Source organism: Pseudomonas sp. Teo4, assembly GCF_034387475.1.
Taxonomy (GTDB): domain Bacteria; phylum Pseudomonadota; class Gammaproteobacteria; order Pseudomonadales; family Pseudomonadaceae; genus Aquipseudomonas.
In genome coordinates, this window is sequence record NZ_JAXCIL010000002.1 from 418,686 (window position 1) to 438,299 (window position 19,614).

General features: G+C 60.8%; 17 protein-coding genes and 2 tRNA genes. 5 read left to right on the top strand and 14 right to left on the bottom strand.

Annotation, left to right across the window (positions count from 1 at the left end; all coding sequences use genetic code 11):
* Positions 1 to 131: 131 nt before the first annotated feature.
* The 5 genes from PspTeo4_RS18285 to PspTeo4_RS18305 all read right to left on the bottom strand — a co-directional run bounded on the left by PspTeo4_RS18285 (position 132) and on the right by PspTeo4_RS18305 (position 5,223).
* Positions 132 to 848, bottom strand: coding sequence for an ABC transporter ATP-binding protein (locus PspTeo4_RS18285; RefSeq protein ID WP_322365331.1), 717 nt, complete (start codon positions 846 to 848; stop codon positions 132 to 134).
* Positions 845 to 1,720, bottom strand: a complete 876-nt coding sequence (locus PspTeo4_RS18290; RefSeq protein WP_322365332.1) for an ABC transporter ATP-binding protein — start codon at positions 1,718 to 1,720, stop codon at positions 845 to 847. The genes PspTeo4_RS18285 and PspTeo4_RS18290 overlap by 4 nt, the downstream gene beginning before the upstream one ends.
* The gene (gene livM, locus PspTeo4_RS18295; protein ID WP_322365333.1) at positions 1,717 to 3,015 is read right to left on the bottom strand and encodes a high-affinity branched-chain amino acid ABC transporter permease LivM; all 1,299 of its coding nucleotides are present in this window, start codon (positions 3,013 to 3,015) and stop codon (positions 1,717 to 1,719) included. The genes PspTeo4_RS18290 and livM overlap by 4 nt, the downstream gene beginning before the upstream one ends.
* A 2-nt stretch (positions 3,016 to 3,017) precedes the next feature.
* Complete coding sequence (locus tag PspTeo4_RS18300; RefSeq protein WP_019098910.1) at positions 3,018 to 3,932, bottom strand: ABC transporter permease subunit; 915 nt, start codon at positions 3,930 to 3,932, stop codon at positions 3,018 to 3,020.
* Positions 3,933 to 4,086: 154 nt separating this feature from the next.
* A complete protein-coding gene (locus tag PspTeo4_RS18305; protein ID WP_322365334.1) occupies positions 4,087 to 5,223 on the bottom strand; it encodes a branched-chain amino acid ABC transporter substrate-binding protein in 1,137 nt (378 codons plus the stop codon).
* 511 nt (positions 5,224 to 5,734) lie between these two features.
* Between PspTeo4_RS18305 and pncB the strand changes: the two genes are divergently transcribed.
* Complete coding sequence (gene pncB / locus PspTeo4_RS18310) at positions 5,735 to 6,940, top strand: nicotinate phosphoribosyltransferase (protein ID WP_322365335.1); 1,206 nt, start codon at positions 5,735 to 5,737, stop codon at positions 6,938 to 6,940.
* Between the two features lie 3 nt (positions 6,941 to 6,943).
* Complete coding sequence (gene nadE / locus PspTeo4_RS18315) at positions 6,944 to 7,771, top strand: ammonia-dependent NAD(+) synthetase (protein WP_322365336.1); 828 nt, start codon at positions 6,944 to 6,946, stop codon at positions 7,769 to 7,771.
* Positions 7,772 to 7,882: 111 nt separating this feature from the next.
* Here nadE and azu read toward each other — a convergent pair whose 3' ends face one another.
* Positions 7,883 to 8,332 carry an azurin gene (gene azu / locus PspTeo4_RS18320; protein ID WP_322365337.1) on the bottom strand — a complete coding sequence of 150 codons (450 nt, stop codon included), beginning with the start codon at positions 8,330 to 8,332 and terminating at the stop codon, positions 7,883 to 7,885.
* Positions 8,333 to 8,681: 349 nt separating this feature from the next.
* On the opposite strand from azu, the gene PspTeo4_RS18325 reads away from it, so the two are divergent.
* Complete coding sequence (locus tag PspTeo4_RS18325; RefSeq protein ID WP_322365338.1) at positions 8,682 to 9,269, top strand: TIGR00730 family Rossman fold protein; 588 nt, start codon at positions 8,682 to 8,684, stop codon at positions 9,267 to 9,269.
* A gap of 119 nt (positions 9,270 to 9,388) precedes the next feature.
* Here PspTeo4_RS18325 and PspTeo4_RS18330 read toward each other — a convergent pair whose 3' ends face one another.
* From PspTeo4_RS18330 to rnr, 8 genes are all read right to left on the bottom strand, one after another.
* Complete coding sequence (locus tag PspTeo4_RS18330; RefSeq protein WP_322365339.1) at positions 9,389 to 11,686, bottom strand: YgiQ family radical SAM protein; 2,298 nt, start codon at positions 11,684 to 11,686, stop codon at positions 9,389 to 9,391.
* Positions 11,687 to 11,889: 203 nt separating this feature from the next.
* A complete protein-coding gene (gene dnaB, locus PspTeo4_RS18335; protein WP_322365340.1) occupies positions 11,890 to 13,287 on the bottom strand; it encodes a replicative DNA helicase in 1,398 nt (465 codons plus the stop codon).
* Positions 13,288 to 13,400: 113 nt separating this feature from the next.
* Entirely contained in the window at positions 13,401 to 13,847 is a 447-nt protein-coding gene (gene rplI / locus PspTeo4_RS18340) for a 50S ribosomal protein L9 (RefSeq protein ID WP_075804740.1), read from the bottom strand.
* 20 nt (positions 13,848 to 13,867) lie between these two features.
* Positions 13,868 to 14,731 carry a hypothetical protein gene (locus PspTeo4_RS18345; RefSeq protein ID WP_322365341.1) on the bottom strand — a complete coding sequence of 288 codons (864 nt, stop codon included), beginning with the start codon at positions 14,729 to 14,731 and terminating at the stop codon, positions 13,868 to 13,870.
* Positions 14,732 to 14,764: 33 nt separating this feature from the next.
* A complete protein-coding gene (rpsR, locus tag PspTeo4_RS18350) occupies positions 14,765 to 14,995 on the bottom strand; it encodes a 30S ribosomal protein S18 (RefSeq protein WP_003249563.1) in 231 nt (76 codons plus the stop codon).
* Between the two features lie 28 nt (positions 14,996 to 15,023).
* Positions 15,024 to 15,449, bottom strand: a complete 426-nt coding sequence (gene rpsF / locus PspTeo4_RS18355) for a 30S ribosomal protein S6 (protein WP_023378487.1) — start codon at positions 15,447 to 15,449, stop codon at positions 15,024 to 15,026.
* Between the two features lie 288 nt (positions 15,450 to 15,737).
* Positions 15,738 to 16,484, bottom strand: a complete 747-nt coding sequence (rlmB, locus tag PspTeo4_RS18360) for a 23S rRNA (guanosine(2251)-2'-O)-methyltransferase RlmB (RefSeq protein WP_322365342.1) — start codon at positions 16,482 to 16,484, stop codon at positions 15,738 to 15,740.
* On the bottom strand, positions 16,481 to 19,063 hold the full coding sequence (gene rnr / locus PspTeo4_RS18365) for a ribonuclease R (protein WP_322365343.1): 2,583 nt from the start codon (positions 19,061 to 19,063) through the stop codon (positions 16,481 to 16,483). The genes rlmB and rnr overlap by 4 nt, the downstream gene beginning before the upstream one ends.
* 271 nt (positions 19,064 to 19,334) lie before the next feature.
* Here rnr and PspTeo4_RS18370 point away from each other — a divergent pair.
* Together PspTeo4_RS18370 and PspTeo4_RS18375 are read left to right on the top strand one after the other, a co-directional pair.
* Positions 19,335 to 19,421: transfer RNA gene (locus tag PspTeo4_RS18370), tRNA-Leu, on the top strand.
* An 88-nt stretch (positions 19,422 to 19,509) separates the two neighbouring features.
* Positions 19,510 to 19,596: transfer RNA gene (locus PspTeo4_RS18375), tRNA-Leu, on the top strand.
* Positions 19,597 to 19,614: the final 18 nt, after the last annotated feature.

The following is a 19,614-nucleotide window of genomic DNA, read 5'->3' on the forward strand; positions in this document are numbered from 1 at the left end:
GTGGAAAAACAGGAGCTGTGGAAACAACGACTTGCGAGAGGATTGTGGCGTGCTTCGAGAAAGATATGCGACAAGTTGTCCACATCCGTTTTGGCGGAAGCTGGGGCCGCACAGCGGCCCCAACTGATGACTCAGTGCCCGCCCAGGTAGGCGTTACGCACCTCCTCGTTCACCAACAACTCCTGCCCGGTCCCAGTCATGCGGATCTGCCCGTTGACCATCACATAGGCCCGGTCCGAAAGCTTGAGCGCATGGTTGGCGTTCTGCTCCACCAGGAAAATGGTCATGCCACTCTTGGCCAGTTCCCGCAGGGTGGAAAAGATCTGCTTGACCACGATCGGTGCCAGCCCCAGCGATGGCTCGTCGAGCAACAGCAACTTCGGCCGGCTCATGAGCGCACGGGCGATGGCCAGCATCTGCTGCTCACCACCCGACATGGTCATGGCCCGCTGGTTGCGGCGCTCCTTCAGACGCGGGAACAGTTCGAACATGCGCTGCATGTCCTCGCTGGCATATTTGTCACCAATAGGGATGGTGCCCATCATGAGGTTTTCCTCGACGGTCATGTCGGGGAATACCCTTCGCCCCTCAGGCGACTGCGCGATACCGTTGGAAGCGATGTAGTGCGACGACTTGCGGGTGATGTCGGTGCCGCGGTACACAATGTGCCCGGAGGCCGCACGCGGCTGGCCGAAAATCGACATCAGCAGGGTCGACTTGCCGGCCCCGTTGGCGCCGATCAGGCTTACCGTCTCGCCCTCGTTGATGTGCATCGAGACCTTCTTCAGTGCCTGAATCGGCCCGTAGAACACGTCCAGGTCCTTCAGTTCGAGAATGGGTGCACTCATACCAGTTCCTCTTCATCGGCACCCAGATAGGCGGCAATCACTGTCGGGTTGTGGCGGATATCCTGCGGCGAGCCTTCGGCAATCACGTTGCCGTGGTCCAGCACGACGATGTGGTCGGAAATGCTCATGACCATGCCCATGTCATGCTCGATCAGCACCACGGTGATGTCATGCTCGTCACGCAGCACACGGATCATGCCGCTCAGGGCTTCGGTTTCCTGCGGGTTGAGGCCGGCAGCCGGTTCGTCCAGGCAGATGATCTTGGGTCGGGTGCACATGGCCCGGGCAATTTCCAGGCGCCGCTGCTGGCCATAGGACAGCTCGCCCGCCAGGCGGTTGGCACAGTCGACCAGGTCGACCACTTCAAGCCAGTAGAAGGCATGGTCGAGGGCATCGCTCTCGGCCTTGCGGTAGGCCTTGGTATTCAGCACGCCGGCCAGCAGGTTACGGTTGACCCACATGTGCTGGGCCACCAGCAGGTTTTCCACCACCGACATTTCCTTGAACAGGCGAATGTTCTGGAAGGTGCGTGCCAGGCCCGCGCGGTTCACCAGGTGGGTGCCGCCGAACATCTTGTAGTACATGCGGTTGGCAAAGCGTGCAGGCGAGATGAAGTCCGCCGGCTGGAAACGCTCGCCGAGCAACTGGATGACGTTGGTGTGGCTGCCGCGCACGTTAAGTTCGATACGCCCGCCACTGGCCTTGTAGAAGCCGGTGAGGCAGTTGAATACCGTGGTCTTGCCCGCACCGTTGGGGCCAATCAAGGCGAAGATCTGGTTGCGCTTGACCTTCAGGCTCACATCACTGAGCGCCTTGATGCCGCCGAACTGCATCATCAGGTTGTCGACCGAAAGAATGATATCGTCGCTCATGGCGCCACTCCTTTACGCGGGACCACACCGGTACGGCTGATGCGAATCAGCCCACGCGGTCGCCAGATCATCATCAACACCATCAGCACGCCAAACAGCAGCACCCGGTACTCGGAGAAGCTGCGCAGCAGTTCTGGCGCCACCGTGAGCACGAACGCCGCGATCACCACACCCACGGTCGAACCCATACCGCCGAGTACGACGATGGCGAGAATCAGAGCCGACTCGAAGAAGGTGAACGAAGACGGGTTGACGAAGCCTTGGTAAGTGGCGAAGAACACCCCGGCCAGGCCGGCGGTGGAAGCCCCGAGGGTGAATGCCGAGAGTTTGACCAGCACGTGGTTCAGGCCCATCGAACGGCAGGCGATTTCGTCTTCGCGCAGCGCTTCCCAGGCACGCCCGACCGGCATGCGGGTCAGGCGATGCTTGATGTACAGCACAGCCAACACCACCAGGAACAGCACGGCGTAGATGAACACGAACTTGAGGTTGGCGTTGTATTCGAAGCCGAAGAACTCGTGGATAGGCACCCCGCCATCCTTGGCCCGACGGCCGAACTCCAGGCCGAAGAAAGTCGGCGACGGTGCCGGCATGCCGTTCGGGCCACCGGTGAACGACAGCCAGTTGTTCAGCACCAGGCGAATGATCTCGCCGAAGCCCAGGGTCACGATCGCCAGGTAGTCACCGTGCATGCGTAACACCGGGAATCCGAGTATGCACCCCGCCAACGCCGCGGCGATGGCCGCCAGCGGCAGCACGCTCCAGAAGCCCAGCCCGAGGTACTGGTAGCCCAATGCCAGGCCGTAGGCGCCGATGGCATAGAACGCCACGTAGCCCAGGTCGAGCAGGCCCGCCAGACCGACCACGATGTTCAGGCCCAGGCCTAGCAGCACGTAGATCAGGCCGAGGATGACCACCGTCAGCAGGTACTTGTTGGCAAACACCGGGAAGATGATGGCAATCACCACCAGCGCCGGAATGATGTAGCGCAGGCGCGACTTGTAGTCCGGCGCGTTGACATGCACGCCCGAGCCACCGCTTTCGAAGCCTTGCAGCATGCGAGTGCCAACGGCGGTCTGCAGGTACAGGCTGAGCAGGAAACGCCCCAGCATCACTCCGCCGACCAGCCAGGCAACGCGCCGCGGCTCGGCATTGAAGCTGTAGCCGTCGAGCACCACACCGACGACCGGACCAAAGACAATAAGTGCCAGCAGACCGGCGACGATGGTCTCCAGCAGGCTGCGTTTAAGGTCGAAACCTTTTTGCGTAACAGGGGCAGTATTGGCAGCGGACATGTTCACACCTTAGCCACGAGCGGGCGACCCAGCAGGCCTTGTGGGCGGAAGATAAGGATCATCACCAGCAGCGAGAAGCTGAACACATCCTTGTAGTCGGAGTTGATCAGGCCAGAGAACAGCGACTCGGAAATGCCCAGGATGATCCCGCCCAGCATGGCGCCGGGGAGCGAGCCGATGCCGCCGAGTACCGCAGCGGTGAACGCCTTGATCCCGATGATGAAGCCGGCATAGAAGTCGAAGGTGCCGTAGTTCATGGTGATCAGCACGCCCGCCAGGGCGGCCATCACCGCACCGATGACGAATACGTAGGAAATCACCCGGTCGGTGTTGATGCCCAGGATCGACGCCATCTTGCGGTCTTGCTGGGTGGCGCGGCACATACGGCCAAGCTTGGTGTACTTGATCACGTAGGTGAGCAGGCCCATGCCGACGAAGGCGGCAACCAGAATGAAGATTTTGGTGTAGGTCAGTTGCACGAAGCCGGTGCCGACTTCGACGCGCATGGCACCCTCAAGCAGGGTCGGCACGCCTTGCTGGCGGGCGCCCTGGCTGATCTGCGCGTAGTTCTGCAGGATCAGCGAGATGCCGATGGCACTGATCAGCGGTGCCAGGCGGGTGGAGTTGCGCAGGGGTTTGTAGGCGATGCGCTCGATGGTGAAGCCGTAGACGCCTGTGACGACGATGGTGAACAACAAGGTGCCCAGCATCAGCAGGGGGAACGACTCGATACCGAAGTATGCCAGCAATGCCAGGCTGATCGCCGCGAGGTACGCGGAAATCATGTACACCTCGCCGTGCGCGAAGTTGATCATGCCGATAATGCCATAGACCATTGTGTAGCCGATGGCGATCAGGCCATAGACCGACCCTAGGGTCAGGCCGTTGACCAGTTGCTGCAGGAAAATACCATCCATAACGCAATCTCACCTGATTGAGATTGCACGAGCGCCGACCACGGCGGGCCTCGGATAAAGCGGCCCTCGCAGCGCAGAACTGTGCAGATCTACGGATAAAGACAGGTACCGCGGGGCTATGGCCCAGGCGGTTCACGCCCGGGCCTAACCGTTATTATTTTTGTTTGTCCAGCTGGTGGTACTTGCCGTTGGCATCCCACTGGTAGACCACGTAGTCGGAGACGGTCAGGTCGCCCTTGGTGTCCCACTTCTTCTCGCCCATGACGGTCTTGACCGTGTTGGCCTTGAGCCACTTGGCCGCGTCTTCGCCCTTGTTCGACTTGGCGCCGTTGAACGCGGCAGCCAGTGCCTGGAGCGAGGCGTAGGCATACAGGGTGTAACCTTCAGGCTCGGTACCGGCCTTGCGGAACTCTTCCACCACGGTCTTGCTGTCTGGCAGCAGGCGTGGGTCGGCGCCGAAGGTCATGTACACGCCATTGGTGTATTGCGCGCCACCGGCAGTGGATACCAGTTCGTCGGTGACGATGCCGTCATCGGACATGAAGGCTACGTCCTTCAGGCCCTGCTCACGCAGCTGACGCACCAGTGGGCCGGCTTCCGGGTGCAGGCCGCCGAAATAGACGACGTCGGCGCCAGCGGCACGGATCTTGGTAACCACCGCGCTGAAGTCTTTCTCGCCGCGGGTCAGGCCTTCGTACAGCACCGGCGTGACGCCACGCTTGATCAGCTGCGCCTTGGTCGCGTCTGCCAGGCCCTGGCCGTAAGTGTCCTTGTCGTGCAGCACGACCACTTTCTTGCCCTTGAGCACATCAACGATGTAGTTGCCGGCGACGATACCCTGCTGGTCGTCACGGCCGCACATGCGGAACATCGCGCTCAGGCCACGCTCGGTGACCTGCGGGTTGGTGGAGCCTGGGGTGATGGCGATCACGCCGGCCTCGTCGTATACCTCGGAGGCAGGAATGGTGTTGGAGGAACAGAAGTGGCCGACCACGCCGATCACCTTGTCCTGATCGACCAGGCGGTTAGCCACGGCCACGGCCTGCTTCGGCTCGCAAGCGTCATCGCCCTTGACCAGGACGATCTTCTCGCCGTTGACGCCGCCAGCGGCGTTGATCTTGTCGGCCGCTGCCTGCGCACCTTTCATGTACTGCTCGCCAAACGCTGCGTTGGCCCCGGTCATGGGGCCCGCGACGCCGATCTTGACGTCGGCCTGAACATACGAAGAAACACCCAGTGCCGTAGCTACGGCCAGAGCCAGGAAACCTTTCTTGTAAAACGTCTGCGACATGAGGTGGTGCTCCTAGAGTTTTTTTGGTTGGCACTACAACTTCTCAGCCCTGTACTTGGAGCAAGGGCCGTGCCATTGGTCATGTGATCCGGGAAAACACACTGCAAAGGTCGCCCCCAGGCGACCGACGGCCTTTTCTTTATTGAGCGTGCAACCGTCTGCCGCGCGGCGGGCGCCACCACACGTACAGACAAGGAGCAACCGTCGAGTGCCATCATTGCAACCTTGGCAAGTGTTTACGTGCAACCAGCCTGTAACAGCAGACGTCACCGAAGTGCACACCACTGGTGCGCAACTGCTACAGGCGGCACCGTTTCAAGGCTAGCTCGTGCACGAAAAAACACCTGTTTTGCCTGTACCGGACTCTTCGCGGGTAAACCCGCTCCCACCCTGGGCCAGTGCGCGCCCTACCTGTGGGAGCCGGCTTGCCGGCGATAGGGCCGGCACAGACACATCAACAGCAAAAAGGCTGGCACAATGTCCGCCATTCGCTGCTTTTGGAGCCCCTTTGATGAGCGAGAGCGCATTCGCCGAGCGCATCGTGCACAACCTGCTCGACACCGACTTCTACAAGCTCACCATGATGCAGGGCGTGCTGCACAACTACCCGGACGCCGATGTGGAATGGGAGTTCCGCTGCCGCAACGGCGAAGACCTTCGCCCCTATCTAGGCGAGATCCGCAACCAGATCGAACTGCTCGGCGACCTGACCCTGGACGAAGGCCAGCTCGGCTTCCTCGAACGCATCAGTTTTCTCAAGCCGGACTTCCTGCGTTTTCTCGGGCTGTTTCGCTTCAACCTGCGCTACGTGCATCTGGGTATCGAAAACAACCAGCTGTGCCTGCGCCTGCGTGGCCCCTGGCTACATGTGATCCTCTTCGAAGTCCCCCTGCTGGCCATCATCAGTGAAGTGCGCAACCGTCACTTGCACCCTCGTATGCGCCTTTCCGAGGCACGCGACCAGTTGCACCGCAAGTTCGACTGGCTGCGCGCCCACGCCAGCGACGATGAACTGGCCGAACTGCAGGTGGCTGACTTCGGCACGCGTCGGCGCTTTTCGAGCCGCGTGCAGGAAGAAGTGGTACGCGTGTTGCGCGACGATTTCCCCGCCCGTTTCGTCGGCACCAGCAACGTCGACCTGGCATGGAAACTGGATGTCAAACCTCTCGGGACCATGGCCCATGAGTGGATCATGGCCCACCAGCAGTTGGGGCCACGGCTGATCGACAGCCAAAGCGCCGCCCTTGACTGCTGGGTCCGTGAGTACCGCGGCCTGCTCGGCATCGCCCTGACCGACTGCATCACCATGGATGCATTCCTGAGCGATTTCGACCTGTACTTCGCCAAGCTGTTCGATGGCCTGCGCCATGACTCGGGAGAACCGGTGGCGTGGGCAGAGAAAGCCATCGCCCATTACCAGAAGCTGGGTATCGACCCCATGACCAAGACCCTGGTGTTCTCTGATGGCCTGAACCTGACCCGTTCGCTGGAGATCTTCCGGGCCCTGCGCGGTCGCATCAACGTCAGCTTCGGCATAGGCACCAACCTGACCTGTGACATTCCCGGGGTGGCGCCGATGAACATCGTGCTTAAAATGACCGACTGCAACGGCTCGCCGGTGGCCAAGATTTCCGACGAGGCTGCCAAGACCCAGTGCCGCGACGAAAACTTCGTCGCCTACATGCGCCACGTATTCAAAGTCCCCAGCAAGGAGTAACCCATGCAAGCCGTCCAGCAAGAGATTGCCCAGGCGCTCAAGGTACAGCCGCCGTTCGCCGACGCCGCCGCACTCGATGCAGAGGTAGCCCGGCGCGTGGCCTTCATCAAGGATTGCCTGGCCAACGCCCGGCTCAAGACCCTGGTGCTGGGCATCAGCGGCGGCGTCGACTCGATGACTGCCGCCCTGCTCGCCCAGCGTGCCGTCAACGAACTGCGTGCCGAAACCGGCGATAAGGCCTACACCTTCATCGCCGTTCGCCTGCCCTACCAAGTGCAGCACGACGAACATGACGCCCAGGCCTGCCTGGACGTGATCAAGGCCGACGAAGTGCACACCGTGGATATCGCTCCGGCGGTACGTGCCCTGGCGAGTGAAGTAAAAGCGCTGGAAGGCGGCTCGCCAACCCTGGTGGACTTCGTGGTGGGTAACACCAAGGCCCGTATGCGCATGGTGGCCCAGTACACCATCGCTGGCGCCCGCGCAGGCTTGGTGATTGGCACCGACCACGCTGCCGAAGCGGTGATGGGCTTCTTTACCAAGTTCGGTGATGGCGCGTGCGACCTGGCGCCGTTGAGCGGGCTGGTGAAAAACCAGGTGCGGGCGATTGCCCGTAGCTTTGGTGCACCGGAGTCGCTGGTGGAGAAAGTACCAACTGCCGATCTTGAAGACCTGGCTCCAGGCAAGCCGGACGAGGCGTCACACGGCGTGACGTACCAGCAGATCGATGCATTCCTGCATGGGCTGCCGGTCGATCAGGAAGCGTTCGACATCATCGTGAACACCTACCGCAAGACCCAGCATAAGCGCGAACTGCCGTTCGCTCCTTGATCAAGCTGTAAAAAGACCTGTGGGAGCGGGTTTACCCGCGAAGGCGTCGGTGAATCCACCATCGCCTTCGCGGGTAAACCCGCTCCCACAGGGTACTGCGTCAGTCGCTGATTACTTGACGATGACCTTGCCTTTCATCATCGAGATGTGGCCTGGGAAGGTGCAGAAGAAGCTGTAGTCACCACCGGCTTCCAGCTTGGAAGTATCGAACTTCACTTCGGTTGCTTTTTCCGGCGCGCCAATCATCTTGGTGTGGGCGATGATCCCGGCGTTGGCGGCGTTGATGTAATCGTTATCCAGGCCTTTGGCCATGCCTTCGGTGGCAATGCCCTGCATGTCGGCAGTCTTGCTGATCACCAGGTTGTGGCCCATGACGTTCTTCGGCAGGTTGCCGGAGTGGGTCAGTTTGACGGTGAATTCCTTGCAGCTCTTGTCGACGGTGAATTCCTTGCTGGTGTAGGACATCTGGTCGGTCGAGTCGACAGTCACCGAGCACTCGGCTGCGAAGACAGAGGCGCTGGCGAGGGTCAGCAGGGATACCGCTACAGCTTTCGCAAACATCATGAATCTCCTTGGCAGGGTTTTATCAATTGCGAGACTGCCTGAAACCGTAAAGCCCCCGCCTGATATGAATCAAGGGGGTGTCAAGTGGCCAGCCAGTAGAATTGTTCGATCGATTGTATACAACCAATCTAAGAGCACATCATGCCCTTTTAGTAGACGATGGGACAACCTCTCATTTAGGAGTTGATCGAAATGTCCCTTGGAAGCCTGATGAACAGCCTGCTCGCTGCATATGCCCACGGCGCCAGTGGTGCGATCTGCGAATTCGCCCGTCCCGAGTAAAACCGCCCTTGGAACCAGCAGGCATGCGCCGTACCCTGTCACGCAATGCGACTGGAGATGAGCCATGCCTGTACGTTCCGTTTGTGTCTTCTGTGGTGCCAGCATCGGCGCCAACCCTGCCTACAGTGAGGCCGCCGTCGCCCTCGGCCAGGCCATTGCCCGGCGCGGCCTGACTCTGGTGTATGGCGGCGGCGCGGTCGGTTTGATGGGCACCGTGGCCGACGCGGCGATGGCTGCTGGCGGTGAAGTGATCGGGATCATTCCCGAAAGCCTGATGAATGCCGAAATCGGCCACAAGAAACTGACCCGCCTGGAAGTGGTCGACGGCATGCACGCACGCAAGGCACGCATGGCCGAACTGAGCGACGCCTTCATCGCGCTGCCGGGCGGCCTGGGGACGCTGGAGGAACTGTTCGAGGTGTGGACCTGGGGGCAGCTGGGCTATCACGCCAAGCCGCTGGGGCTGCTCGATGTGAATGGTTTCTATGAAAAGCTGGGCGGGTTCCTCGACCATATCGTCGAGGAAGGCTTTGTGCGGCCGCAGCATCGGGCGATGTTGCTGCTGGGTGAGCAGCCGGATGAGCTGCTGGACGGGATGGACAGGTTCGTCTCGCCAGTGCTGCCCAAGTGGGTCGACAAGAAGCCTGACTGAAAATTTGAAGCCGTAACCATGCCTGTGGGAGCGGGTTTACCCGCGAATGCGATGGTGGATTCACCGACTTATTCGCGGGTAAACCCGCTCCCACAGGGCTCTCTGTTCAGCCTGCCAGATCAGCGCGGGATGACGGGCTGACGCGGCTTCTTGCCCTTGCCGCCCTTGGCCGCTTCCTTACGCTCTTTCGCCGCCTGCTGATTGCGCGCAAACGCCTCGGCCTTGGCCTTCTCGCGCTTGTCCCACGGTTTGCTGCCATCGCTGGCACGCGGTGGCAGGCCAGTGTGCTGGGTGAGGATCTTCTGGTCCTTGCCCACCTTGTGGCTGCCGGCCGGGGTCGAGTTCTTGCGACGGGCACTCTGGTAGGTGTCGGTCTGCGGCTGGTGCAGCGGAATCAGCTGATGCTTGCCCGGGCCGATCAGGTCGGCGCGGCCCATGCGCTCCAGCGCCTCACGCAGCATCGGCCAACCCTTCGGGTCGTGGTAGCGCAGGAACGCCTTGTGCAGCCGGCGCTGTTCCTCGCTCTTGACGATCTCCACCCCTTCGCTCTTGTAGGTCACCTTGCGCAGCGGGTTCTTGCCCGAGTGGTACATGGCCGTGGCCGAGGCCATCGGCGATGGGTAGAACGCCTGCACCTGGTCGGCACGGAAGCCGTTGCCCTTGAGCCACAGGGCCAGGTTCATCATGTCTTCATCGGTGGTGCCAGGGTGCGCCGCGATGAAGTACGGAATCAGGTACTGCTCCTTGCCCGCCTCTTTCGAGAACTTCTCGAACATGCGCTTGAAGCGGTCGTAGGTACCGATACCCGGCTTCATCATCTTGTCCAGCGGGCCACGCTCGGTGTGCTCCGGGGCAATCTTCAGGTAGCCGCCCACGTGGTGGGTGACCAGTTCCTTGACGTACTCCGGCGACTCGACAGCCAGGTCGTAACGCAGACCCGAAGCGATCAGGATCTTCTTCACACCCGGCAAGGCACGTGCCTTGCGGTACAACTCGATCAGCGAGCTATGGTCGGTGTTGAGGTTCTCGCAGATGCCCGGGAACACGCACGACGGCTTGCGGCAGTGCTTCTCGATATCGTGGCTCTTGCACGCGATGCGGTACATGTTGGCGGTCGGCCCGCCGAGGTCGGAGACCACGCCGGTAAAGCCCGGAACCTTGTCGCGCATTTCCTCGATTTCGTTGAGGATCGACTCGTGCGAGCGGTTCTGGATGATGCGGCCTTCGTGCTCGGTGATCGAGCAGAAAGTGCAGCCACCGAAACAGCCACGCATGATGTTCACCGAGAAACGAATCATCTCGTAGGCCGGGATACGCTCCTTGCCATAGGCCGGATGCGGAATACGGGCGTACGGCATGCCGAACACGTAGTCCATTTCCTCGGTGGTCATGGGAATGGGTGGCGGGTTGAACCACACATCCACTTCGCCATGCTTCTGCACCAGAGCCCGGGCGTTGCCTGGGTTGGTTTCCAGGTGCAGCACGCGGTTGGCGTGGGCATAGAGCACCGGGTCGTTACGCACCTTTTCGAACGACGGCAGGCGAATGACCGACTTCTCACGGGTTATGCTCGGGCTGTCGAGCAGCTGAACGACCTTGGCTTCGTTCGGGTCTTCCTGCTCGCCCTTGGCCTGCTCGATGGCACAGGCCTGGGTGTCCTGGGTGTTCACATACGGGTTGATGATCTTGTCGACGCGGCCTGGGCGGTCAATGCGCGTGGAGTCGATCTCGTACCAGCCCTCTGGCGTGTCACGGCGTACGAACGCGGTACCGCGAACGTCGGTGATGCTCTCGATGCTTTCACCCTGGGACAGGCGTTGGGCCACCTCGACGATGGCACGCTCGGCGTTGCCGTACAGCAGGATGTCGGCGCTGGCGTCGATCAGGATCGAGTGGCGAACCTTGTCCTGCCAGTAGTCGTAGTGGGCGATGCGGCGCAGCGAGGCCTCGATGCCACCAAGCACGATCGGCACGTGCTTGTAGGCTTCCTTGCAACGCTGGCTGTACACCAGGCTTGCGCGGTCCGGACGCTTACCGGCCAGGCCACCCGGGGTGTAGGCGTCGTCGGAACGGATCTTCTTGTCCGCGGTGTAGCGGTTGATCATCGAGTCCATGTTGCCCGCCGCTACCCCGAAGAACAGGTTCGGCTCGCCGAGCTTCATGAAGTCGTCTTTCGACTGCCAGTTCGGCTGGGCAATGATGCCCACGCGGAAGCCCTGGGCCTCCAGCAGACGGCCGATGATGGCCATGCCGAACGATGCGTGATCGACGTAGGCATCACCGGTCACGATGATGATGTCGCAGGAATCCCAGCCGAGCTGATCCATCTCCTCCCTGCTCATCGGCAGGAAAGGCGCTGGCCCGAAGCATTCGGCCCAGTACTTTGGATAGTCGTAGAGTGGTTTGGCTGCTTGCATGTCAGTGACCGGTTCTGGTGTGCAGGGAAATCGCGGGCGCGGAATATAGCACAAATTTTGACCAAATCCGACGGTGGTTGTCGGATTCATGGGGTGCCTGTACTGGCCTCATCGCCGGCAAGCCGGCTCCCACAAGGCCACCACAGCTCTCAGGACAGTGGTAATTCTGTGGGAGCCGGCTTGCCGGCGATGAGGCCGGTGGCTTATTCGTCGTCGTCGAAGTTGTACATACCCGGCGCGAGGTTCTCGAAACGGGTGTACTTGCCGATGAACGCCAGGCGTACGAAGCCGATGGGGCCGTTACGCTGCTTACCGATGATGATTTCAGCCACGCCCTTGTGCTCGGTTTCAGGGTGGTACACCTCGTCGCGGTACACGAACATGATCACGTCGGCGTCCTGCTCGATCGCACCCGATTCACGCAAGTCGGAGTTCACCGGGCGTTTGTTCGGGCGCTGCTCCAGGGAGCGGTTGAGCTGCGACAGGGCGATGACCGGGCAGTTGAACTCTTTGGCCAGGGCCTTGAGCGAGCGGGAGATTTCGGAAATTTCGTTGGTCCGGTTATCGCCGGCCGAACCCGGAATCTGCATCAGCTGCAGGTAGTCGACCATGATCATGGCAATTTCACCATGCTCACGCGCCAGACGGCGGGTACGCGCACGCATCTCAGACGGGCTGATGCCCGCGGTATCGTCGATGAACAGCTTGCGGTCGTTGAGCAAGTTGACCGCTGAGGTCAGGCGCGGCCAGTCATCGTCGTCCAGCTGACCGGAACGCACCTTGGTCTGATCGATACGGCCCAGGGACGAGAGCATACGCATGATCAGCGATTCACCTGGCATCTCGAGGGAGAACACCAGCACCGCCTTGTCGGTACGCAATACGGCGTTCTCCACCAAGTTCATGGCGAAGGTGGTCTTACCCATCGACGGACGACCGGCGACGATGATCAAGTCAGCCGCTTGCAGGCCGCTGGTTTTCTCGTCCAGGTCGGTAAAGCCGGTCGATACACCGGTGATATCGCTGTCGGAGTTGAACAGCGTGTCGATCCGGTCGATGGCCATGGTCAACAGTTCGTTGACCCCCACCGGGCCGCCGGTCTTTGGCCGCGCCTCGGCGATCTGGAAGATCTGCCGCTCGGCGTCGTCGAGAATTTCCTCGGCGTTGCGCCCCTGCGGGTTGAAGGCGTTATCGGCAATGTCGGTACTGATGCTGATCAGCTGCCGAAGGGTGGCCCGCTCGCGAATGATCGCGGCGTAAGCCTTGATGTTGGCCACCGACGGGGTGTTCTTGGCCAGTTCAGCCAGGTAGGCCAGGCCACCGATCTGAGTCGACAAGCCTTCCTTGTCCAGCTGCTCGTGCAGGGTGACGACGTCGAACGGCTGGTTCGCGTCTGCCAGCTTGTGCACGGCACGGAAGATCAAGCGGTGGTCATGCCGGTAGAAGTCACCGTCCGACACTTGGTCCAGCACCCGCTCCCAGGCGTTGTTGTCCAGCATCAAGCCACCGAGCACGGCCTGTTCGGCCTCGATGGAATGCGGCGGCACCTTGAGGGCTGCGGTCTGCAGGTCTAGCTGTTCGGGATTGGTGATCTCGTTCATGGCCACGAAAGAATTCTGGAGGATGAAAAAGACAAAGGGCACGGCCTGTAGAAAACAGGACCGTGCCCGATGTTAACCGGCTGACTCACAAGGAGCCAGCCAGTCAGCGCAGCTTAGGCAGCTACGACGACCACACGTACGGTGGCTTCAACGTCGCTGTGCAGGTGCACGGCTACGTCGTATTCGCCAACCTGACGGATGGTGCCGTTCGGCAGACGAACTTCAGCTTTGGCCACTTCAACGCCGGAGGCGGTCAGGGCGTCAGCGATATCGTGGGTGCCGATCGAACCGAACAGCTTGCCTTCGTCGCCAGCGGTGGCAGTGATGGTCACTTCCAGCTCGGCCAGTTGGGCAGCACGGCTTTCAGCCGAAGTTTTCTTGTCGGCAGCTGCTTTTTCCAGCTCGGCGCGGCGCTCTTCGAACGCAGCCAGGTTGGCGGCGTTGGCAACGGTGGCCTTGCCGAATGGCAGCAGGAAGTTACGGCCGTAACCAGCCTTAACTTTTACTTTGTCGCCCAGGTTGCCCAGGTTGGCGACTTTTTCCAGCAGGATCAGTTCCATTTGGTAAAACCTCTTAACTTTTAACCTTCACCGTTCGCGGAATCATCCCCCTGAGGGGACTTGCGACCGCGAAAATCAATCAGGCTGTCGACAATGGCCAAAACCACGAGTAACGGATAAATCAGCTGCATGATCAGCGGCAGTGTCACGTACATGCCCACCAGCCAGAAACCGGCCAGTCGGCCCTGCGCCACCAGCCCGTGCATCAAGGCGATGCCGGCCAGAACGAGCACCAGGCTGGATGCGGAAGCCAGGACGATGAACTGCGGGCCGATGAACGGACCCAACACCATCACTGCTAACAAGGCCAGCATGGCCCCTCGTGGCAGCTTCAAGGCACGAAATTCGCGACCGAAGCCTCCAGGGTTGTACAACACCGCTTGCCAATAACGCGCCAGCATCAATGCCAGCAGGCTGAACAACTGCAACATCACCGCCGTGGAAGCGACCAGCACAGGGCCGATCAGCTCACCGGGAATCACCGGCTTGCCTTCGATTTGCGGCAGGGCTTGTACAAGCGCCTTGGCCAGCACCTCGAAGGTTTCGCGCAGCACCGTGCCCAGGATGAGGCTGTAGACCAACCCCAACACAACACTGGACATCAACACCCGGTTCCAGGAATGCCCGGCACGCAACAAGGCGGCCAGCCCCAGCGTTCCCAACAGCACCAGCAAGGTGCTTGGATCGCCGAAGACCCAAATGGCCACCGCGGGCAAAAGGCCCCAGGCGATGACCGTTGAAGCGTCCTTGAACCCGCGCCGCAGAAGCACCAGGCTTCCGGCAGCGGCACTCAACCAGAACAACAGCGGCAATACCGCACTTGCGACCACCACCAGGGTGGCCTGCACACGACCGCGCATGATGAAATCAGCTAACGCCCGCATGCTTATCCCTTACTACTTGTCGACGACCCGGTCTCAGCGGCCGTGGCTGTCGGTGTAGGGCAGCAGGGCCAGGAAGCGGGCGCGCTTGATAGCGGTAGCCAGCTGACGCTGATAACGAGCTTTGGTACCAGTGATACGGCTCGGAACGATCTTGCCGGTTTCGGATACGTAAGCTTTCAGGGTGTTGAGATCTTTGAAGTCGATCTCTTTCACGTCTTCAGCAGTGAAGCGGCAGAATTTACGACGACGGAAGAAACGTGCCATGTAATAGGCTCCTCAAAAGGTCCGTGGATTACTCGTCAGCGTTATCGCTGTTGTCGCTGTCATTGCTGTCATCGCCTTCGGCGGAGTCAGCATGCTCAGGACGTTCACGACGCTCACGGCGCTCGCTGCGGTTCTCTTCTGCCTTCAGCATCTCGGACTGACCGGTTACGGCTTCGTCACGACGGATGACCAGGTTACGGATAACGGCATCGTTGTAGCGGAAGTTGTCTTCCAGCTCGGCCAGGGCCTTGCCGGTGCACTCAACGTTCAGCATCACGTAGTGAGCCTTGTGAACATTGTTGATTGCGTAGGCCAGTTGACGACGGCCCCAGTCTTCCAGGCGGTGGATCTTGCCACCATCTTCTTCGATCAGCTTGGTGTAACGCTCAACCATGCCGCCGACTTGCTCGCTCTGGTCCGGGTGAACCAGGAAGATGATTTCGTAATGACGCATGAATGCTCCTTACGGGTTAGTAGTCTGCCAGCGAATCTGGTCAGACAAGGAGTGAATGACACTGTATGTCTTGCCATGGAGGGGAGGCACATGCGCGCCTGCCAGCTCGGCAAGGGGCGCAATTGTAGAGAAGGCGGGGCGTACAAGCAAGGTGATTGGCGAATAATTGAACAGCCTGAAACATATTCGCGGGTAAACCCGCTCCCACAGGTTCACCACAGGGTTTAAAGGCTGCGGTGCGCCTGTGGGAGCGGGTTTACCCGCGAAGAGGCCCTTACAGGCTATGGCTCAGCGCTTGGCCTGGCGCTGACGAACGGCCTCGAACAGGCAGACGCCGGTCGCCACCGAAACGTTCAGGCTACTGACGCTACCGGCCATCGGAAGCTTCACCAGGAAGTCGCAGTGCTCACGGGTCAACCGGCGCATGCCCTTGCCTTCCGCGCCCATGATCATCACCAGCGGACCGGTCAGGTCTTGCTGGTAGATTTCCTGCTCGGCCTCGCCAGCGGTGCCGACCACCCACAAGCCACGTTGCTGGAGTTTCTCCAGGGTACGCGCCAGGTTGGTCACGGCCACCAGCGGAATCACCTCCGCCGCGCCACACGCCACCTTGCGCACCACCGGGGTCAAGGTCGCCGACTTGTCCTTGGGCACCACAACAGCCGTGGCACCAGCGGCATCCGCGGTGCGCAGGCAGGCACCCAGGTTGTGCGGGTCGGTGACGCCGTCCAGCACCAGGATCAGCGGCGGCGTTTCAGTACGCTCGAGCAGTTCCTCGAGCATCAGTTCGCCCCACACCTGGCTCGGGCTGACCTCAGCGACCACACCCTGGTGAACACCCTCGACCCAGGCATCCAGCTCTCGGCGCTCGGCCTGACCGACCGGCACCCGGTTCTCTGCAGCCAGCGCCAGCAAGCCCTGGATACGTGGCTCGCTGCGTCCTTCCGACAGCCAGATCTGCTTGACCCGTTTCGGATGGTGCTGCAGCAACGCCTGCACAGCGTGCACGCCGTAGATTTTTTCCAGCTGACTCATGACTTGCTCTTGCCTTTACGTGGCGCGCCAGATTTGGACGGGCCTTTACGGTGCTTGGTCGGCTTGCCGGAGGACGATTTGCTGCCCTTATCCGACTTGCTGCTGGCGTGGCCACTGCTGCGGGCCTCGCTCATCAGCGCCTTTTTCATTTCGCGGCTCTTGCGCACTTCGGCGTTGCGCTGAACAGCGTCTTTCGGGAAGTACGCCTCGGCGGCTTCGCTCTTGCGGCTGCGCGGCTTGGGCGTGGCCTTGGCTTCGACCGCAGGCTGCTGCTCGGTTTTTTCCGCGGCTGGAGCTGCACCACGGCCCTTCTTGCCAACCGGGGCAGCGAGCTGCTGCTCGGACACTTCGAAGTCGATCTTGCGCTCGTCCAGGTCGACGCGCATCACCTTGACCTCGATGGTGTCGCCCAGGCGGAAGCTACGGCCACTGCGCTCGCCCGACAGGCGATGGTGCACAGGGTCGAAGTGGTAGTAGTCGCCCGGCAGCGCACTGACGTGCACCAGGCCTTCCACGTAGATGTCGGTCAGTTCGACGAACAGGCCGAAACCGGTCACGGCGGTGATCACGCCCGGGAAGGTTTCGCCCACGCGATCCTTCATGTACTCGCACTTGAGCCAGTTGACCACGTCACGAGTGGCCTCGTCGGCACGGCGCTCGGTCATCGAGCACTGCTCGCCCAATTGCTCCAGCGTGTTCTCGTCGTACGGGTAGATACGCGCCTTCGGAATGCTCATCGCGCCTGCACGCTTGACGTGCGGGGTATCGACCTTGGAGCGGATGATGCTGCGGATGGCACGGTGCACCAGCAAGTCCGGGTAACGGCGGATCGGCGAGGTGAAGTGGGTATACGCCTCGTAGTTCAACCCGAAGTGGCCGTTGTTGTCGGTGCTGTACACCGCCTGGCTCAGCGAGCGCAGCATCACGGTCTGGATCAGGTGGAAGTCCGGGCGCTCGGCGATGCTGGCCAGCAGGGCCTGGTAGTCCTTCGGCGACGGGTCCTTGCCCTTGTGCAGGGTCAGGCCCAGCTCACCGAGGAAGGCACGCAGCTTTTCCAGGCGCTCTGGCGGCGGACCGTCGTGTACGCGATACAGCGCTGGCACGCCGTGTTTCTGCAGGAATTCGGCGGTGGCCACGTTGGCGGCCAACATGCACTCTTCGATCAGCTTGTGCGCATCGTTGCGCACGGTTGGGCGAATTTCCGCGATCTTGCGCTGGTCGCCGAAGATGATGCGGGTTTCCTGGGTCTCGAAGTCGATCGCACCACGGGTGTGACGGGCATCGACCAGCACCTTGTACAGGTTGTACAGGTTCTTCAGGTCCGGCAGGACTTCCTTGTACTCCTCGCGCAGCGCCTTGCCTTCGCGAGTACGGGCATGCTCGAGCATGCTGCTGACCTTGTTGTAGGTCAAACGCGCGTGGGAGTGGATCACGCCTTCATAGAACTGGTAGTCGACCATCTGGCCGGCCTTGTTGATGGTCATTTCGCAGACCATGGCCAGGCGATCGACGTGCGGGTTCAGCGAGCACAGGCCGTTGGACAGCTCCTCGGGGAGCATCGGCACCACACGCTCGGGGAAGTACACCGAGTTACCGCGCTGCTGGGCCTCGACGTCCAGGGCCGAACCCAGGCGCACATAGCTGGAGACGTCGGCGATGGCCACGTACAAACGCCAGCCGCCGGAGAACAGGCGCAGCTTGCCCAGTGGTTCGCAGTAGACCGCATCGTCGAAGTCGCGGGCGTCTTCGCCGTCGATGGTGACGAACGGCAGATGGCGCAGGTCGACGCGCTTCTCCTTGTCCTTCTCTTCGACTTCCGAGCGGAACTTGCGCGCTTCCTTGATCACGTCCTTGGGCCAGACGTGCGGAATGTCGTAGCTGCGCAGGGCCACATCGATTTCCATGCCCGGCGCCATGTAGTTGCCGATCACTTCGATCACGTCGCCTTGCGGCTGGAAGCGTGGAGTCGGCCAGTGGGTGATCTTGATCTCCACGAACTGGCCAATCTTGGCTCCACCGTTGCGACCAGCGGTGACCAGCACTTCCTGCTGGATCTTCGGGTTGTCAGGCGTCACGTAGCCAATGTCGCCTTCTTCGAAGTAGCGACCGACCACGGTTTCATGAGCGCGGGAGATGACTTCCACCAGCACGCCTTCGCGGCGGCCGCGGCGGTCGACACCAGAAACCCGGGCCAAGCCGCGGTCACCGTCGAACACCAGGCGCATCTGCGACGGGCTGAGGAACAGGTCTTCGCTGCCATCGTCAGGAATAAGGAAGCCGAAACCATCGCGGTGGCCAGAGACACGACCGCAGATCAGGTCCAGCTTATCAACCGGGGCATAGGTGCCGCGCCGGGTATAGATAAGCTGGCCATCGCGCTCCATGGCACGCAGGCGGCGGCGCAGGGCTTCGATCTGGTCTTCTTCATAAAGACCGAACTCGGCCGCCAGCTCCTCACGCGCGGCCGGTTCGCCACGGTCGGCAAGGCGCTGCAGGATCAGCTCACGGCTGGGAATGGGGTTTTCGTATTTTTCCGCTTCGCGAGCGGCCTCGGGATCGAGGGATTGCCAATCGGCCATCAGAAGGGATTCACCTTGGGGTATATAGATAGGAATTCTGGCATAGGCGTATTGAAACCGGAAATGTCAGCCTTGGACAGCCCCAGCGGCGTGTCCAGAGCGCAGTAATAGGCCTGCGGAATCAACAAGTTGAATTTTTTGAATTTTTTTTCGATTGGGGGCTTTACAGCCCTCCAGAGCGTCCGTATAGTGCGCACCACAACGACGGACAACCCCGAAGTTGTAGTAGAGATGAACGGCGCTGTAAAGCATCTTGTAATCTCGAATGTGTGCCCAGGTGGCGGAATTGGTAGACGCGCTGGTTTCAGGTATCAGTGGCTTAACGGCCGTGGAAGTTCGAGTCTTCTCCTGGGCACCAAATATTTTCAAGTAATAGATGACCAAGGATCTGTTACTACTGTGTGAAAGTGAACGATAGTCGCCTTCACCAGATGATGCAAAGCTTTGCCCAGGTGGCGGAATTGGTAGACGCGCTGGTTTCAGGTATCAGTGACTTAACGGTCGTGGAAGTTCGAGTCTTCTCCTGGGCACCATACAAAAACCCACTAGCT

Bases quoted from the DNA above. Each gene is read 5' to 3' on its own strand.
- PspTeo4_RS18305 (WP_322365334.1), bottom strand. From the start codon at position 5,223: ATGTCGCAGACGTTTTACAAGAAAGGTTTCCTGGCTCTGGCCGTAGCT.
- rpsF (WP_023378487.1), bottom strand. From the start codon at position 15,449: ATGCGTCATTACGAAATCATCTTCCTGGTTCACCCGGACCAGAGCGAG.
- livM (WP_322365333.1), bottom strand. From the start codon at position 3,015: ATGTCCGCTGCCAATACTGCCCCTGTTACGCAAAAAGGTTTCGACCTT.
- PspTeo4_RS18300 (WP_019098910.1), bottom strand. From the start codon at position 3,932: ATGGATGGTATTTTCCTGCAGCAACTGGTCAACGGCCTGACCCTAGGG.
- rlmB (WP_322365342.1), bottom strand. From the start codon at position 16,484: ATGAGTCAGCTGGAAAAAATCTACGGCGTGCACGCTGTGCAGGCGTTG.
- azu (WP_322365337.1), bottom strand. From the start codon at position 8,332: ATGTTTGCGAAAGCTGTAGCGGTATCCCTGCTGACCCTCGCCAGCGCC.
- rnr (WP_322365343.1), bottom strand. From the start codon at position 19,063: ATGGCCGATTGGCAATCCCTCGATCCCGAGGCCGCTCGCGAAGCGGAA.
- rpsR (WP_003249563.1), bottom strand. From the start codon at position 14,995: ATGGCACGTTTCTTCCGTCGTCGTAAATTCTGCCGCTTCACTGCTGAA.
- PspTeo4_RS18325 (WP_322365338.1), top strand. From the start codon at position 8,682: ATGCCTGTACGTTCCGTTTGTGTCTTCTGTGGTGCCAGCATCGGCGCC.
- pncB (WP_322365335.1), top strand. From the start codon at position 5,735: ATGAGCGAGAGCGCATTCGCCGAGCGCATCGTGCACAACCTGCTCGAC.
- PspTeo4_RS18345 (WP_322365341.1), bottom strand. From the start codon at position 14,731: ATGCGGGCGTTAGCTGATTTCATCATGCGCGGTCGTGTGCAGGCCACC.
- dnaB (WP_322365340.1), bottom strand. From the start codon at position 13,287: ATGAACGAGATCACCAATCCCGAACAGCTAGACCTGCAGACCGCAGCC.
- rplI (WP_075804740.1), bottom strand. From the start codon at position 13,847: ATGGAACTGATCCTGCTGGAAAAAGTCGCCAACCTGGGCAACCTGGGC.
- PspTeo4_RS18285 (WP_322365331.1), bottom strand. From the start codon at position 848: ATGAGTGCACCCATTCTCGAACTGAAGGACCTGGACGTGTTCTACGGG.
- PspTeo4_RS18290 (WP_322365332.1), bottom strand. From the start codon at position 1,720: ATGAGCGACGATATCATTCTTTCGGTCGACAACCTGATGATGCAGTTC.
- PspTeo4_RS18330 (WP_322365339.1), bottom strand. From the start codon at position 11,686: ATGCAAGCAGCCAAACCACTCTACGACTATCCAAAGTACTGGGCCGAA.
- nadE (WP_322365336.1), top strand. From the start codon at position 6,944: ATGCAAGCCGTCCAGCAAGAGATTGCCCAGGCGCTCAAGGTACAGCCG.